This is a genomic window from Pseudomonas sp. GL-R-19 (genome assembly GCF_019956375.1).
GTDB lineage: Bacteria > Pseudomonadota > Gammaproteobacteria > Pseudomonadales > Pseudomonadaceae > Aquipseudomonas.
Map to the genome: position 1 here is coordinate 68127 of NZ_JAHBDJ010000006.1, position 16550 is coordinate 84676.

Below are 16550 nucleotides of genomic sequence, written 5' to 3' on the forward strand. Positions count from 1 at the left end.
TCATTTGCTCGGCTTAGATTTTGCCGGTTTTTTTTGGGGGGGGGGCGCTTCGGGAAACTAACGCCTGCGCTCATACGTCGCTCTATAGCTGCTTGGCGCTACGCCAAAGAAGTCACGAAAGCGCATATGGAAGTTGGCGAAACTGCAAAAGCCGGTCGCGATCGCGATATCGGTGATCGGCCGGTTGCTCTGCAGAATAAGCTGACGCGCTCGAGTCAAGCGCAGTTCCAGGTAGTAACGGGTAGGGGTGGCGCCAACGAAACGGCAGAAACGGCGCTCCAATTGTCGGCGGGAAATGTTCACGCATTCGGCCAGTTCGTCGATGGATAGCGGCTCTTCGATGTTCTTTTGCATAAGCTCTAAAGCGAGCTTCAGGGTTTGTGGCAAGGTGGGGTCAGAGTCAACGATGACAGTCGATATCCCAGAGACTTCAGGGGTTTGATCGCAACTGAGTATTTCCTCGACAGCATGGGTCAGCGACACGCCTTGTTTAGCGGTGATGAGTTCCAGCATCATGCGCAACGAACTACTGGCGCCGGCGCACGTGATGCGATTTCTATCTATTACGTGAGTTCGGCAAGAGACCAGGACTTTGGGGAAAACATCCTCCATCATCGCTCGCCCATCTGGATGGAAGGCACACTCGACACCGTCCATTAACTGCGCTTCCGCCAGGAAAAATGCGCCGTTCCACAAACCGCCCATGGTCGCACCAAGAGAGGCGACGTTACGTAGCTTGCGCCGTAATATCGGATCGCTGATCAACTTCACCCGTAAACCACCCGCGACGATGAGAACGTCGATACGATCTGGCAATTGGGATAACTCCAGGTCTGCTGAAATTGCAATTCCCAGATCGCTCATGACCAGACGGCTTTTGATACCAACGGTTAACACTTCGAATGCCGGTGTCTCGCTGATCAGGTTGGCGGTCACCAGCGCATCGATAGCGCCGGTGAACGACATCATCGAGAAATTGTTCAAAAGCACGAAAGCTACACGAGTCACCGCCTGCGGCTTCAATGGTTTCTCAGCCGTATAGGAGTACCCCATGTTCTTGTCTTTAAGCACGCTCTCGAAGACGAATGACATAAACCCTCTTTGACACCTGAACGAATAGCCAAGAAACCATTGCCGGATCTAGACAGTGGTTTTTGCAGCGGACAGCAACAAATCAAGGAATGATTGGCAGTCACCACTGTCAGGCAATGCTTCAACACTGTTCTTGATTGCATTGCTGAGCGTGGTTCCCAAGCTGTCATCAGCCAGCAGATGGTATTTAGCAGTGAGTTCGTCATTCGACATAGGATTGCCGGGGTCGCCCTTGGCTGTCGCGGTTGGACTCGTAAGACGAGTGCCGTCTTTCAGGGTAACCGTGACGCGGGACAGAATTTCCTCCGGGAATCTGGCGGACAGGTCAGGTGCCTCATGCAGGGTTATTTTCTCGCTGATGCTCAAGATGTCCGGCGCATGAATGGAATCCCCGGTAACTTCGTCAGGGCCCAGCTTTCCGCGAACGATCAAGGCGGCCAGTGGGAACGCTAGCGCATACTGGGCCTCGTCCGCATTCTTCGGAAAATGCCCTTGCAAGCACACAGACTCGTGGAATGTCTCGACATCGATGGTCTCGATCAACTCGGCAGTGATGACTGGATGCGCTCGCATCAAATCGGTCATGGCCGTGAGTGCCGGTTGCGCCCAGCGACATACCGGCCACGGTTTGAAATATTGCTCGTCGATCTCCCAGCGGGTTCCGATGTCCTGCCAGAAAGTGGAGATCTCCAAAGGTTCAACGGTGGCGGCTGGAGCGCCAGTGACACCTGTCTGTGCCATCAGTAGTGCGTTCAGTCCGGCATACGCTCCTGCGCCGTGGGCATCACGCAACATCGTCGGAAAACTCACCAGGCGCATCATCGGGCACCTCGGGCCAAAGTATTCCGCGATCCCCAGCGCATGACGGAACGTCGTTTCATCAAGCTTCAGCAGGCGGGCACCGGCGCAAACGACCCCGATTCCGGAAAATGCACCTGAAGCATGATATTCCGGGGCAGTGGCCATCAATGCCTGACCCGCACGCAAGGCCGTCTCATAACCAATGCACAGTGCGCTGAGGAACTCCTCGCCGCTGATGTCTTTGCCCTGACTGCGATACGCGTCTACCAATGCAACAATGGCCGGGACTACGGTTGCACCCGCGTGCCCCTTGGAGGTGAAGTGACCTTCGTGTGCGTCCAGGCTATCAACGCTGAAGCCGCCTGCATAAGCGGCGCCCAATGGATGTACGGCTCTGCCGTCGAACCAAAGGCGGCTGGACAGCTTGTTGGCAGAGTAGTGGGTGTCAGCGTAGGTTTTGAGCATCACGCTGGTTTGATTGTCACGAGCACCGGCAGCCACACCAATGATGTCGAGCAGGCAAGTTTTAACCAACTCGCGTGTATGCAGGGGCGCGTCCTTGTAACTGAAATTCTGGACGAATGAATACAACTGCATTTCATGATTCCTGAATGATGAACACCGAAACGGGAAAAAAAGTTGCCCGGCGAAGGGCAACCTTTTATGCAAAGTTATAAGAAGAGACTAGTTCTTTGCGGTGGCGGTATTTGCCGCGGCGCGTGCGTCTGCCAGCCAGCTGTCGTATTTCGCGCGATGGGCCGCGATCCATTCTTTGGCGTGCCGGGTAATATCAGCTGCACTTTTTTCACCGTTGTGCATTTTCAGATTTTGCGCGCTTTCATCGTCGGTAGTGATCTGCATGTCAGACAGAAACTTCACCGCAGCCGGATTTTTCTCGGCAAACTCTTTATTGATTACCGCTTTGACACTGTCTACCGCGAAACCAAGGTTTTTACCATTGAAGGTAGTGTTGACATCGTTTTTGCCACCGGGAAGATCCGTACGTGGCACGGTTAACCACACAACATCTTTACCTTCGACCAGAACACCGGAGATCCATTGAGGTACCCAAGTGTAATAGAGAATCGGCTTGCCTTCTTTATAACGAGCAATGGTGTCGGCCATCAGGGCAAAATAGGAGCCCTGGTTATTTGTGACAGTTTTTTCCAGGCCATAGGCTTTCATATGGTGGGCAATGATCAACTCACAGCCCCAGCCGGGGTTGCAACCTGTCAGGTCGGCTTTACCGTCGCCATTACTATCGAACAGCTTGGCGATCTCTGGTTTTTTCAAATCATCGATAGAGGTGATGTGATACTCGTCAGCCGTTTTCTTATCGATCATGTAGCCCTGTAGTACGCCCGGCATAATAGCGCCGGTTTTCACCATCGTCTCATCGCCGCCGGCCTTCTCGTAGAAAGATTTGTGTAGCTCCTCCCACAGATGAACCGAGAAATCAGCGTCACCATTGGAAATTGCAATCATCATGGTGGAGTACTCGGTTTCCTTGGGAGTCTCAACGTCGTAGCCCAATTCCTTGAGGCCCGCCATTGCAATCTCTCCGCGGAATCGCTCTTCGGCAATTGACGGGAAAATTGGGGTGATCGATACCCCTTTCCCGGGCTCCTGCGCCGTGGCGGCTGATGCGAAAACAGGGGAAACCGCTAGTACTAAAAGCGCCACAGAGTGAATGAATTTCTGTTTTATTCCGAATGTTGTGAAGTTCATTATCGATTGCCTTGGCTGGATTAAAGAAGTTGGCATTTCTTTCGGTTCACGACGCACCGCTTAGCGGAGTTAACTCTCTTTGGGACTGACTTTTATTTGCGTAGCAGCGTTTTTTTTCTTCAGGCGATAAATGACACCGGCCGGGCCTGTCTGGTACCAGTGCTCACCTTTGGTTGCCCTGTTACTGCGTTCGCCCATTGCCTGGGTCAGTCGGTCGAGGAAAATCGCCAGCAATACCAGCCCCAATCCACCGACGGTTGCCAAGCCCATATCAAGGCGGCCGATCCCGCGAAGTACCATCATCCCCAACCCGCCAACCGAAATCATTGATGCGATCACCACCATGGAAAGTGACAACATCAATGCCTGATTCAGACCCGCCATGATCGTCGGTGCAGCTAAAGGAAGTTGAACCCGCCTCAGCATCTGGCGTGGGGTGCATCCGAAAGCCCGGGCTGCTTCAACCTTGTCTTCCGGCACCTGGCGAATTCCCAGATTGGTGAGCCTGACCAGTGGTGCTACCGAAAAGATGATCGTGACCAGTACCCCCGGTACGTTACCGATACCAAACAGCATCACCACGGGTACCAGATAAACAAAAGCAGGCAGTGTTTGCATTGCATCGAGCACCGGCCGCAGAAGCATCTCAAGCCGGTCACTCCGGGCACACAGGACGCCCAGCGGTATGCCAATAACTGCACAGAAAAACAGTGAAGTGAGTACCAGGGCGAGGGTGATCATGGCGTCATTCCATACGCCGATCACTCCTAAGAGGGTGAGGGTGACGAAACAAAGTATGCCTATCTTTTTCCCTCCTATCTGCCAGCCGAAGAGCGTTGCAATAATAATGAATATTGACGGAGGAATAGCCAACAATCCGAACTGGATGCCATTAAGTACCTGGTCGATTGGCCACCTGATCGAGCGAAATACCTCGCGGAAATTATGAACCAGAAAATTCAGGGCAACTTCTACCCATTGGCCCAAAGGGACGTTGATGGATTGAAATGGGTCTAGAAAATTGAATTCGTTCATGTCATTACCTGAATGTCCTTGCCTGGCAAGCCAGCAAATAGAGCCTATTAGTGTCGGCTCATTGTCTGAAGCAGTAGGCTCTTGGAGATCGTGCCTTTGAACACACCCTGGCGATCCAGCACGGCAACCGGATTAACGGCATCAGCAACGATGTGAAAGACGTCCTGCAGGAGTACATCGTCGCGCAGCGTAGGCGTGGATTGATCCACGGCGTACGGATGTTCTGCACAAATCCTGGCAACATCGCCAGCCTTCAGGATCTTCGAAGCATCGAAACCTTTGAAGAAAGCCCTGACGTAATCGTTCACCGGGTTGCAAAGCAGCTCTTGCGGGGTACCGATCTGTACTACCCGGCCACCCTCCATGATCGCAATGCGATGGCCGATGCGAATCGCCTCGTCAATGTCATGGGAGATGAAGATGATGGTGCGATGCTGTTCTGCCTGCAGGCGGATCAGTTCGCCCTGCATTTCGTGGCGAATCAACGGGTCGAGTGCCGAGAAGGCTTCGTCCATCAGCAGGATGGCGGGATCATTGGCCAGCGCTCGGGCCAGGCCTACTCGCTGTTGCATACCGCCGGACAGTTGGTGCGGATAGCTGTAGGCGTGGCCATCGAGCCCCACCTGTTTGAGTGCCTCGAGTGCACGTTTATGCCGTTCACTTTCCTCGACACCCGAGATTTCCAGACCGAAAGCAACGTTGTCGATCACACTCATGTGTGGCATCAGAGCAAACGACTGAAACACCATACTCATGTCTTTGCGACGAACGCTGAGGAGATCAGCATCCGACAGACCGGTAATTTCCTGTCCGTTAAGATGGATCGTTCCGGAGGTTGGCTCGATCAGTCGATTGAACAAGCGGACCATCGTCGACTTCCCGGAACCGGAAAGCCCCATGATGACGAAAATCTCTCCACGTTTTACGGAGAAACTGGCATCAAAAACGCCAACGACTTGACCGGTTTTGCTGAAGATTTCATTCTTGTCAGCACCGCGAGCCAGCATCTCCATCGCGAGCTTCGGCTGAGGGCCAAAGACTTTGTAAATGTTTTTTACCGAGAGTATCTCGTCACCAAGACTCATAACCCCTCCTGCTGCAATTACGATGTAAGACCAAGAATTCAGGTGTACGTGTCTTGATCAGTTCAGACGGTGCTTGTGGGGGCAGTCAAGCTGGGAGAAAGGTTGGGAAATAGTCATTGTGACCATCCTCTTTATTATGTGATGTTTATTATTTTTGTTTTATCGGCGCTGAATTAAGCAGTACCGTTGAGAACCAAGTTATTACCTAATAGAGTCAGCGTCTAACAACATTTATTCCAGCCAATCAATAACGTCATGTTATCAATAATTTAATTATGTCCATTTGCGACTGTGACAGCGCCAGTTGCGCAGACGACTGCGGCTGGCCCTGTCTTAGGCCCTGCGTTTGAGCTACGCTCCAGCGTAGGCTCTAGGTGGAACCCTCTCGCCGATCTCGTCCCTAATGGCCCTCCGAAGGGCCCCGAACCGGATATTCAATACTCTAGGTTATGGTTAAGCACATCGATCCAGACATGACGCTGCTGAAAATGCCGTCTCTGAAAGCAGTGAAGTCATTCGTAGCCGCCGCAAAATATCAGAGCTTTACGCGTGCGGCAGAAGCACTGTGCGTAACTCAAGCGGCAATCAGCCGTCAGATTCGGGAACTTGAGGCGTACCTTGGGGTGGATCTCTTCAAGAGAGTGGGGCGAGCAGTCGAGTTGACGGAAGCTGGAACCATCTTTTTTGATGCGGCACAGATATCTTTCGTCAACATTTCCCAGGCGGCGGAGCGCATTCGTACCAACAATGCAGGCAAGCGCACGTTGACGCTTTGCTGTTCTCCCGCGTTTTCAGCCCTCTGGCTCGCAGCGAAGCTGCCGGGGTTTTTTACCAAAAACGCAGATATCGACCTCAATCTGGTCACCACTCAAAACTTTTTGTCGATGGAGCCGGGTGTAACTCCGGACATCTTCATCACAAAAATGGCCAGGATTCAGGATGGCTACCGCAGTTATCCGTTGTTTCATGACGTCATCTACCCGGTGTGCACTCCTCGTTACAAAGAGGAGCACCCTGAGCTGTCCAGCCTGGAGGCACTGCGCGACGGGGTTTTGCTAAACCTCAGTCCCTATGGCAGATCCCAGGTAGCGGAGCACGTTGACTGGGGCGTTTGGCTGGCTTATCACGATGTCGATATCGAGAAACGTCCCCACGACAGCCCTCACGTTTTCAACGCGAACGACTACAACCTGGTAATCAGCATGGTGTTGACCCATCAGGGCGTAGCCCTCGGATGGAATCACCTGGTTGCAAACCTGATCGAAAACGGCACGCTGATTCGGCCGATCGAAGAGGAAGTGGTTCTCCATGAAAGTCAGCACTATCTGACATTTCGTGAAGACCGGATCAATGACGACGCCTGTTGCCGGCTACGCGACTGGATTCTCGCCCAGTTTTCCTGAGCTGTTTAGAAGACATGAGTACTGACCGAGCAGTGACCCGGGGTGCGAGGAGGGGAGAAGTTTGGGTATGCCGGTGGTGATCATTCGTGGTTCTCACCACCGGCAGTGTTGCACTTAGCCGACAGATCTCAACGGGATCGTGTCATTGAGCTGCTCAAGCATCGTTTTGCAGTACCAGTCATCAAACTGGCACACACCGATTTCGCTGGCCACCGACAACGGGCCCGGCTCGTAAGCAGGGGAGCTGACGCCGACCTGTGCGCCTTCAACCAAGGTGCGATCCTGGTCATTGGTTGCAAGCCAAACCTTGGTCAGGCGATCGATGTCGTAGTCGACACCTTCCTGCGCGTCCTTCTTGACGATCCATTTTGTAGTGACCAACGTCTCGCCCGGACCGATGGGCAGAACGCGGAAGCTCAACGCATGATCGCCCAGAAAGTGGTTCCAGGTTGATGGGTAGTTGAAATAAAGCAGCGCACCGATGTTGGCTTCACCGGTTGTGTCCAAGCGGCCGGCAACCGCAGGCTTGCCATCCATTGTGTAGCTGACGGCCCCGGAAAAAAGGGGGATGCGCGTCATGCGGAAGCGACCGTCTTCGTCCATGACCAATCGGCTGGGCAGGCCTGCCGCTTCGCAGCGATCCCAATGCTCTTTGAGTTCAAGATCCTCATCGCCGCCGGCGCCACCCACTGATGGGTTGTCGACGAATGAGTGCATCAATTCCGGGTGAGTAAAATCGCAGTGGTAACACTCGCGGTTGTTCTCGAAAACCAGTTTCCAGTTGCCCTTCTCGATGATGTTCGACTCAAACGCGACTTTGCAGTCGTCCAGGTTATGAGGCGCAACGAAAGGCGTCAGAGATTTTCTGAATGACGAAAAGTCAGGAGCCACATCAGCGACGCACACATAGATATAGGTTTCAACGACCTCACAATGCACGGACTTCAACCCATGCTGAGACTTGTCGAAATCGTCCCCCATGTTCCCGGCGAAAAGCAGTCTGCCGTCCAGCTCGAAGGTCCATTTGTGGTAAGGGCACACCAGTTTGGCGACTTTGCCGCTAGCTTGCGGGCACACCTTGGAACCGCGATGACGGCAGGCGTTGTGGAATGCACGAATCTGCCCGTCTGCGCCACGGACGATAGCGACAGGGTAATCGCCGATTTGCAGCGACAGGTACTGACCCGACTTCTCCAGCTCAAATGTGTGCCCTGCGAAGATCCAGCTTTTGTGCCAGATCTGTTCCAGATCCTGCCGGTAAACATCTGGGTCGCTATAGAGGGCACCTGGCAGCGCGTGGTCAGGCTTGCGCTGCGCGATTAGATTTGAAACTGCCGATTTAGTGCTCACGGTCAACACACTCCAAAATACCAAAGGGACGACAAAAGACCATTGTTTGCATCAATCTCGAAATTGGATAACGCCATTTCGCCGGTAAAATATCGCTGTTGTAAAGACTACGTCTGCAATCACACCCCAACAAGAAACTTTTACGCTTATCAATGCATAAACAAATGTTATCGATCGATAGCGTAGCTTTAAGCTGTTATTCATAACAAGCTGATTTTAAAGGATAAATATTTTTCGATTCTGTGCGCTATATGGCTTTAAAGATGTCTGCGCGAGGAAGACACGCTATTGACCACTCTGTTGCCCCATGCCAGTCTGGATTCAACAGCTAACGGTACTTAGTCAGTAAAACAACCTCTGGCGATCTCGTGTTTGAGCATTGGCAACAGTCCCGTGAAAACATGGGGATTTTTATCGTGTTCAAGGCATCAAGGATGACGCGCTCACTGATCTTCCACCTAACTCGCATTTGGAGCATTTATCTTGAAATTTGAAGGTATCTATACGCCAGCAGTAACTCCTTATAATTCTGATGGAGATATTGACTGGAATGTGTACTCGCAAGTTTTGGAGTCGCTGATTGAGGCGAAGGTGCACGGCATTATTATCGGCGGGTCGACCGGCGAGTACTATGCGCAGACGTCGGAAGAACGCACCGAGTTGGCGGCCTACGCCAAAGATGTGATCGGCACTCGGGTGCAACTGATCGTCAGTACCGGGGCGATTCGCACCGAAGATGCGGTTCAGTACGCCAAGGATGCGAAATCGATCAAAGCAGACGCGATTCTCGTCACGTCCCCGCCTTACGCGCTGCCAACCTCACAGGAAAACGCGATTCACGCGCTCACTATCGATCGCGCAGCGGACTTGCCGATCATGCTTTACAACTATCCGGGGCGCATGTGCGTTTCGATGGATGAAGAATATTTCACGCGTGTCAGCCAATCGAAAAACGTCGTCGCCATCAAGGAAAGTTCCGGCGACATGGGCCAGGTGCATAGGCTGGCCCGGCAGTTCCCCAACATCGCCTTGTCCTGTGGATGGGATGACCAGGCCCTCGAGTTTTTTGCCTGGGGCGCCCGCAGTTGGGTGTGCGCAGGGTCCAACTTCCTGCCCAAGGAACACGTTGCGCTTTATGAAGCCTGCGTGATCGAAAAGAACTTCGACAAAGGCCGTCAAATCATGTCGGCAATGATGCCGCTGATGAATGCCTTGGACGGTGGCAAGTTCGTGCAGTCGATCAAGTACGGCTGCGAAGTTGCCGGATTGAAAGTCGGTAACGTGCGCCTGCCATTGCAGCCACTTGAAGCGGACGAAAAGCAGAGTTTCGCGTCGGTCATTGCTGAACTCAAACGTAACGTAGCCAACATTACTTCGGGAGCCAGCCATGGGTGATCTTCTGAGCAAGGCCGAATACGCCGCTCTGGCCAAAGACATTTCGTTGCCATCCAAGGCGTTCATCAATGGAGCGTTCAAGCCCGCGATCTCGGGCAAAACCTTCGCCACGAACAATCCGGCGACGGGTGAGTTTTTGACTGACGTCGCCGCCTGTTCGTCCGAGGATGTCGACTTTGCGGTGAGCAATGCCAAAGAGGCCTTCGAGGATGGATGCTGGAGATCGATTTCTCCCAGAGAGCGCAAAGCGGTTCTGTTGAAGTTTGCAAACCTGCTTGAAAGCCATCAATACGAACTGGCCGTCCTCGAGAGCCTCGATAGCGGCAAACCGGTCAGTGAATGTCAGTTGGTCGACATCCCCGACACCATCCACACGATCCGCTGGCACGCAGAACTGATCGACAAGATTTACGACAACACCGCCCCGGTTGGCAGCGACGCGCTGACCATGGTGGTCCGGGAGCCGATCGGCGTGGTGGGCTGCGTATTGCCCTGGAATTTCCCGCTGCTGATGCTGGCCTGGAAAATCGGCCCGGCGCTCGCTGCGGGCTGTTCGGTCATCGTCAAACCTGCCGAACAAACGTCGCTGACCACATTGCGTGTCGCTCAGTTGGCGTTTGAAGCGGGCGTTCCCGCTGGCGTCCTCAACATTGTGACCGGCACGGGCAAAGAGGTCGGCGAGCCCATTGGCTTGCACAACGACGTCGATATGGTGAGCTTCACCGGCTCCACCGCGACCGGCCGCCGTTTCCTGCATTACGCCGCCGATTCGAACCTGAAGCGCATCGTCCTTGAGTGCGGCGGAAAAAATCCGGCCGTGGTGATGGACGATGCCCAAGACCTGGACCTCGTTGCTCAGCATGTCGTCAATGGCGCGTTTTGGAACATGGGCGAAAACTGCTCCGCGACTTCACGTCTGATCGTCCACGCCTCTGTTAAAGACGAGCTGCTGCAGCGCATGGGCGCCTACATCAGCGAATGGAAGATGGGCGATCCGCTCGATCCGCAGAACCGCGTAGGGTCGCTGGTCAGCCCTGAGCATTTCGCAAAAGTGAAGTCGTACCTTGAGCACGCCGCCGCCGGAAAGCTTGAAGTTGTCTACGGAGGCGCGACCAAAGACGGTGCCTTTGTAGAGCCAACGGTGATTGACGGAGTTGGTCGAGACAACCGGCTGTTCCAGGAAGAGATCTTCGGCCCGATTCTTTCGGTCACCACCTTCAACACGATCTCCGAAGCCATTGCGCTGGCCAATGACACGGTGTACGGCCTGGCGGCCTCGGTTTATACCGGCAGCCTGCGCCGGGCGATCAAGTTGTCGCGGGAAATTCGCGCCGGCATCGTCACCGTGAACTGCTTTGGTGAGGGCGATGCCTCGACGCCATTCGGCGGCTACAAAGAGTCGGGCTTCGGTGGTCGGGACAAATCCATTTTTGCCCATGACCAGTACACCGAAATCAAAACCATCTGGATCGATGTGTCTGATCGGTCGGATGAAGAGACCGAAAAATGAGCACCCATACCATCAAGCGCCTACCGGTAGACACCGGGGTTTCAGGTTGGGAGGCGATTTCCGCACGCACTGCGCCTGTCCGCATGCTTGATGGAAACGTGACGGCGGATTGGCTGATTATCGGTGCCGGTTTTGCCGGCCTGTCCGCCGCTCGCAGACTTTCACAGTTACACCCGGGTGACAGCATTGTTGTGGTCGATGCTCATGAAGTCGCCAAGGGGCCGGCAGGCAGGAACTCTGGCTTCATGATCGATGTGCCGCACAGTCTGTCGTCCGGGGAATATTCCGTGGCGAGTGAGTCTGCAACGGCACTGGAAATCACCCAAAATCGTTTTGCGATTGCTTTTGCCGCTGAAGCCGCGCGGGAGTACGGCATGTCTGCCGAAACGTTCGACCCTTCCGGGAAGATCAACGCGGCCGCCACTGAGCGGGGATTGAAGCTGAACGTCAATTACGCTCAATCCCTTGAGCGCATCGGCGAGAAGTTCGAGATGTTTGATGCCGCGCAAATGCGCGAAATCACCGGGTCCACCTATTACCACGGTGGGATCTACACGCCCGGCGCAGTGTTGATTCAACCCGCGCAATACATTAGAGACCTGGCAGCAGGGCTGGAAGGGAAAATCACGCTGTTCGAACGCTCTCCGATTATTGAATTGACCAAGCGGGGAAGCGGCTGGATCGCTCGATCTCATAACGGGACGGTGCACGCACCCAAGGTCATTCTTGGGGTTAACGGGCACATTGAAGACTTTGGTCATTATCAAGGACGCCTGTTGCACGTCTTCACTTACGCCTCCATGACGGCCGCGTACAGTGATGATGCATTCAAGAAAGACGTGCCGGGTAGAGCCAAGTGGGCATTGTTGCCAGCTGATCCAATGGGAGCGACTGTTCGTAAAATCTCTACAGACGGTCTCTCGCGTATCGTCATCCGGACAAAGTTCACCTATGACCCGAGTATCCAGGTCACGCCAGAACGTGTAGCGGCGGTGGCCAAGGAGCAGCGACACTCCTTGGACGCCCGCTTTCCGGAATTGAAATCCACTGCGTTGGAATTCAGTTGGGCCGGCCGTCTGTGTCTGAGTCGTAACAGCGCCGCTGCATTTGGCGAGATCGAAGAAAACCTGTATTCGGCTTGCTGCGAAAATGGGTTGGGAACGGTCAAGAGCACCCTGGCAGGTGTAATGGCGGCGGAGTTGGCTTCGGGTACACGCTCTGATTTTCTGGACAGTTTCAGTCATGCACCAGGGCCCAGCAGGTTACCCCCCCAAATAATAACGAAGCTGGGCGTCAGTTCGGTTATTCGTTGGCATGAGTTTTGGGCCGGGCGAGAAGGTTAATAAGTTAAGTCGTCGGCTTTCTATAAAGGCCGTTTAACAAGTCACTAATAAGAACGGAACAATCCATGAGAAATATCTGGAAGGCATTCTGCGCGCTCGCGTTTGTGGGCATGATGAGTTTGCAGGCACAGGCTGAAGAAAAAAACATAGTAATGGGGACCATGTCCTGGGAGGATTTGGTGCCCATTACCGGCATTACCAAGAAGGTACTTGAGAACGCCGGGTATACCGTAAAAGTCGTGGAGTTTTCCGAGTGGGGTATCGCCTACGCTGCACTCAGCAAAGGGGATATTCAGGTGTTGGCCTCCCAGATTGATTACGCCGCCGCCGATTATTGGAAAAAGAACAAGAACAAAATCGAGAAGCTGTCACCGGTCTCCTTTGGTCTTTATCAGGGCATGGCAGTACCCGGTTACGTAGACATCGACTCCATCGAACAGCTGAATGCAAACGCGGACAAGTTGGGTAACAGAATCATAGGCATCGAGCCTGGTTCGGGTTTGATGAGTGACGCGAACAACGTGGTCAAGGCGTACGACATCAAGCTCAAGCTGGTCGAAGGCAGTACTTCGGCAATGACCGCGGCTTTGAAGTCGGCAGTCGACCGAAAAGAATGGGTGGCGGTAACCGTCTGGGATCCTTCCTGGATGACCAAGAAATTTGATCTCAAATTCCTGAAAGATCCAAAAGGGGTCTTCCCGCCATTGCAGGGTTATTACTGGATCGGACACAAAGGCTTCGCTGAAGCCAATCCGCGTGCGCGTGAACTGATGGCCAGCGTTTATGTGCCTATCACCGACATCACCGCAATGAATGCTGAAGTCAAGGATGGCAAGACCATGGACGAGGCTATCAAGGGCTGGATAGATAGCCATACAGATCTTGTAAATCGTTGGGGAAATATCAAGAACTATTGAGTTTTGTTTGTTTGCCACTGCCGCCCTTTGATTAATTATAAAACCAGCAAACAACTGGTTCGATGGATTGCGAAATGACGATGGCCACAATTAATACTGACGAAGTGCTGGTGGATTGCCAGTCGGTTTGGAAGATCTTCGGTAAAAATGCACCGACAGCCATGGATGCGGTTGTTCAGCAGGGTCTTTCAAAGACCCGGATCCTGCAAAACTATGGCTGTGTGGTCGGGGTTTCCGATGTCAGTCTCCAGGTTCGCCGGGGGGAAATCTTTTGCATCATGGGTTTGTCCGGCAGTGGCAAATCCACCCTTATACGGTTGTTGAACAAGCTGATCACCCCGAGCTCGGGGAAGGTGCTGGTCAAAGGCAAGGACGTTTCATCCTTGTCGCCGGCACAACTGCGAGAGGTGAGGGCGCGTCACATCGGTATGGTCTTTCAAAGCGTTGCCTTGCTGCCTAACCGTACGGTTCTTGAGAACACCGCGTTTGGCCTGGAAGTGCAGGGTGTGGGCAAGGCTGAACGTTACAAAGTGGCCGAGCAGGCGCTGGCGAAGGTTGGATTGAGCGAGTGGACTTCACGCTATCCGAGCGAGCTGTCCGGTGGCATGCAACAACGGGTCGGACTGGCGCGTGCACTCACTGCCGACCCGGAAATAATCTTGATGGATGAGCCGTTCAGCGCGCTTGATCCGCTGATTCGCCGACAGTTGCAGGATGAGTTCCGCCAGCTGACCAAGGAGCTGGGCAAGTCCGCGGTGTTTATTACACACGACCTGGACGAGGCCATCCGCATCGGTGATCGCATTGCGATCATGAAGGATGGCGCCATCATTCAGGTTGGCACCGCCGAGGAAATCGTGCTCAACCCGGCTGACGACTACGTGGCGGAATTCGTCGCCGGCATTTCCCGATTGCATCTGGTGAAGGCGCACTCGGTCATGACGTCGGTCCAGGTCTACAAGGCAGCACACCCGACATGCGACATCTCCAGGCTGACCAAAACCTCGCTTGACGCCGATATCGATGAACTTATCGGATTAACGATGAAGTCCGAGCGTGACGCGCTCGCCGTCGTCGATAACGGCACAGTGGTGGGGATCATTACCCCGCGTGATCTGTTGCGGGGCGTGCAAGGTATTCCCAATGAATTGGCGCCCGTAGCAACTGCCAATGCGATGGAGGCGTCCGCATGAGCACGCCGGTTTTTTCCAGTCAGTTCGATGCATCCATTGATACGGGGCTGGAATGGCTTTCAGATAATGGCGAGTTCGTGTTCGATGCCGTCAATGCGGTGCTCAATGGCATTTACGAAGGCGTGCTGTGGTGTATCGCTTATCCAGCGCATTACGTCGTGGCGATTGTCCTGGCGTTGATTGGCTGGCGTGTGGCTGGCGTTCGCTTCGCGATTCTCTCAGGTCTGGCATTGTTGCTGTGCGACCTCATCGGGTTGTGGCCGGAGACAGTCAGTACGCTTGCACTGGTGCTCACTGCTACCGTGTTGGCACTGGCGGTCGCCATTCCGCTGGGAGTCGTCGCGGGCCTGGCGCCGGCCTTTGATCGTGTGGTTGATCCTTGTCTGGATTTGATCCAGACGATGCCGCCCTACATCTACCTGCTACCGGCCATTGCACTGCTCGGCTACGGCCCCGCCACGGCGCTGTTGGCGACTTTTATCGTCGCGCTTCCCCCTGCGCTACGACTGACCTCCCTGGGTATTCGCATGACGCCCAAGGAGTTCATCGAGTTGGGAGATGCCAGCGGCGTGACGGGTATGCAGATGTTTTTCAAGATCCGCTTACCGTTCGCCATGCCCAGCATCATGGCCGGCGTTAACCAAAGCCTGATGATGGCATTCGGTATGGTCGTCATCGCCGGCATTGTGGGGTCGGGCGGTTTGGGCGAGGCGATTTACGGTTCCATCCGTACGTTGGATATCGCCAAGTCGATCAACGCAGCCATTGCTATCGTTATCCTGACCATGATCCTGGATCGTCTGGCGCAGAGTGCTGCACAGGCGCGGGTGGGGGCTTCTCAATGACATCGCACATTCAATTTTCTCCAGGCGATTACCTGGCGCCTGCCGTTGATTGGCTGAACACGAATTTACATGGTTTGTTCAAAGGAATCAGTCAGGTCGTTGAGGCGGTACTCGGTGCAGTGGAGGGAGCGCTGCTGGCACCCCATCCGTATTTGTTCATCGGTATTGTCGTCGTCGTGGCGTTCTTTTTTGCCAATAAGCGGGTCGCTGTTTTCGCTGCGGTGATGTTGGCTTTCTGTTTGTTTGCGGGCCTTTGGGTCGCGTCCATCCAGACAATTGCGCTCGTCAGCGTGTCGGTCCTGATCTCGGTGGCCATCGCTTTCCCGTTGGGGGTTCTGGCGGCCCGGGTGAAGCGTGTAGATGAAGCGTTGCTGCCGATTCTGAACATCATGCAAACCGTGCCGCCTTGGGTTTACCTGATTCCCGCCGTGATGCTGTTCAGCTTGGGACGGGTGCCCGCGATCATCGCAACGATTGTTTACGGCATCCCGCCGATGCTCAGATTGACGACCCTGGCCTTCAAACAGCTGCCCAAGGATCTCCTTGAGTTGGGCCAGGCGTCCGGTGCTTCACCTAAAGACATTCTGTTCAAAATCGAACTGCCGACTGCCGCACCGACGCTGTTGGTAGGCCTGAACCAATGCATCCTCATGTCGCTGGCGATGGTGGTGCTGGCCGGTCTGGTGGGGGCGGGCGGTCTGGGGGCTGAAGTGACCCGAGGCCTTTCCAGGATGGAGATGGGCTTGGGGCTGCGAGCAGGTTTGGCCATTGTCGCTATTGCGCTGCTGCTGGATCGACTGTCACGGGGCGCGTTGCAGCGTCACTCCCCCAGCAAACTCCTTTGAAAGGGCAT

The 16550-nt window shown here is 54.2% G+C and carries 14 protein-coding genes; 8 read left to right on the top strand and 6 right to left on the bottom strand.

The window, feature by feature from the left end; genetic code table 11:
* Positions 1-57: 57 nt before the first annotated feature.
* From KGA83_RS03715 to KGA83_RS03735, 5 genes are all read right to left on the bottom strand, one after another.
* Positions 58-1092, bottom strand: coding sequence for a GlxA family transcriptional regulator (locus tag KGA83_RS03715; protein ID WP_108217558.1), 1035 nt, complete (start codon positions 1090-1092; stop codon positions 58-60).
* 48 nt (positions 1093-1140) lie between these two features.
* The gene (locus KGA83_RS03720; protein WP_108217559.1) at positions 1141-2490 is read right to left on the bottom strand and encodes an MmgE/PrpD family protein; all 1350 of its coding nucleotides are present in this window, start codon (positions 2488-2490) and stop codon (positions 1141-1143) included.
* Between the two features lie 87 nt (positions 2491-2577).
* On the bottom strand, positions 2578-3621 hold the full coding sequence (gene proX / locus KGA83_RS03725; RefSeq protein WP_177413300.1) for a glycine betaine/L-proline ABC transporter substrate-binding protein ProX: 1044 nt from the start codon (positions 3619-3621) through the stop codon (positions 2578-2580).
* A 69-nt stretch (positions 3622-3690) separates the two neighbouring features.
* Complete coding sequence (gene proW, locus KGA83_RS03730) at positions 3691-4656, bottom strand: glycine betaine/L-proline ABC transporter permease ProW (protein ID WP_256594954.1); 966 nt, start codon at positions 4654-4656, stop codon at positions 3691-3693.
* A 47-nt stretch (positions 4657-4703) separates the two neighbouring features.
* Complete coding sequence (locus KGA83_RS03735; protein ID WP_108217561.1) at positions 4704-5741, bottom strand: glycine betaine/L-proline ABC transporter ATP-binding protein; 1038 nt, start codon at positions 5739-5741, stop codon at positions 4704-4706.
* A gap of 449 nt (positions 5742-6190) precedes the next feature.
* Between KGA83_RS03735 and KGA83_RS03740 the strand changes: the two genes are divergently transcribed.
* Complete coding sequence (locus KGA83_RS03740) at positions 6191-7144, top strand: LysR family transcriptional regulator (RefSeq protein WP_056724831.1); 954 nt, start codon at positions 6191-6193, stop codon at positions 7142-7144.
* 114 nt (positions 7145-7258) lie between these two features.
* Here KGA83_RS03740 and KGA83_RS03745 read toward each other — a convergent pair whose 3' ends face one another.
* Positions 7259-8494 carry an aromatic ring-hydroxylating oxygenase subunit alpha gene (locus tag KGA83_RS03745; RefSeq protein WP_223528450.1) on the bottom strand — a complete coding sequence of 412 codons (1236 nt, stop codon included), beginning with the start codon at positions 8492-8494 and terminating at the stop codon, positions 7259-7261.
* Between the two features lie 483 nt (positions 8495-8977).
* Between KGA83_RS03745 and KGA83_RS03750 the strand changes: the two genes are divergently transcribed.
* The 7 genes from KGA83_RS03750 to KGA83_RS03780 all read left to right on the top strand — a co-directional run bounded on the left by KGA83_RS03750 (position 8978) and on the right by KGA83_RS03780 (position 16542).
* Positions 8978-9889: a dihydrodipicolinate synthase family protein gene (locus KGA83_RS03750; RefSeq protein ID WP_223528453.1), complete on the top strand. Its 912-nt coding sequence runs from the start codon at positions 8978-8980 to the stop codon at positions 9887-9889.
* Positions 9882-11399 (top strand): aldehyde dehydrogenase, encoded by a 1518-nt coding sequence (locus KGA83_RS03755; RefSeq protein ID WP_108217564.1) that lies wholly within the window; start codon positions 9882-9884, stop codon positions 11397-11399. The genes KGA83_RS03750 and KGA83_RS03755 overlap by 8 nt, the downstream gene beginning before the upstream one ends.
* Entirely contained in the window at positions 11396-12742 is a 1347-nt protein-coding gene (locus KGA83_RS03760) for an NAD(P)/FAD-dependent oxidoreductase (RefSeq protein ID WP_108217565.1), read from the top strand. The genes KGA83_RS03755 and KGA83_RS03760 overlap by 4 nt, the downstream gene beginning before the upstream one ends.
* Before the next feature lie 65 nt (positions 12743-12807).
* Positions 12808-13659 carry a glycine betaine ABC transporter substrate-binding protein gene (locus KGA83_RS03765; protein ID WP_108217566.1) on the top strand — a complete coding sequence of 284 codons (852 nt, stop codon included), beginning with the start codon at positions 12808-12810 and terminating at the stop codon, positions 13657-13659.
* Between the two features lie 74 nt (positions 13660-13733).
* On the top strand, positions 13734-14852 hold the full coding sequence (locus KGA83_RS03770) for a glycine betaine/L-proline ABC transporter ATP-binding protein (RefSeq protein ID WP_223528457.1): 1119 nt from the start codon (positions 13734-13736) through the stop codon (positions 14850-14852).
* Complete coding sequence (locus tag KGA83_RS03775; protein ID WP_223528460.1) at positions 14849-15697, top strand: ABC transporter permease; 849 nt, start codon at positions 14849-14851, stop codon at positions 15695-15697. Before KGA83_RS03770 ends, KGA83_RS03775 begins: the two co-directional genes overlap by 4 nt.
* Entirely contained in the window at positions 15694-16542 is an 849-nt protein-coding gene (locus KGA83_RS03780; RefSeq protein ID WP_108217569.1) for an ABC transporter permease, read from the top strand. The genes KGA83_RS03775 and KGA83_RS03780 overlap by 4 nt, the downstream gene beginning before the upstream one ends.
* Positions 16543-16550: the final 8 nt, after the last annotated feature.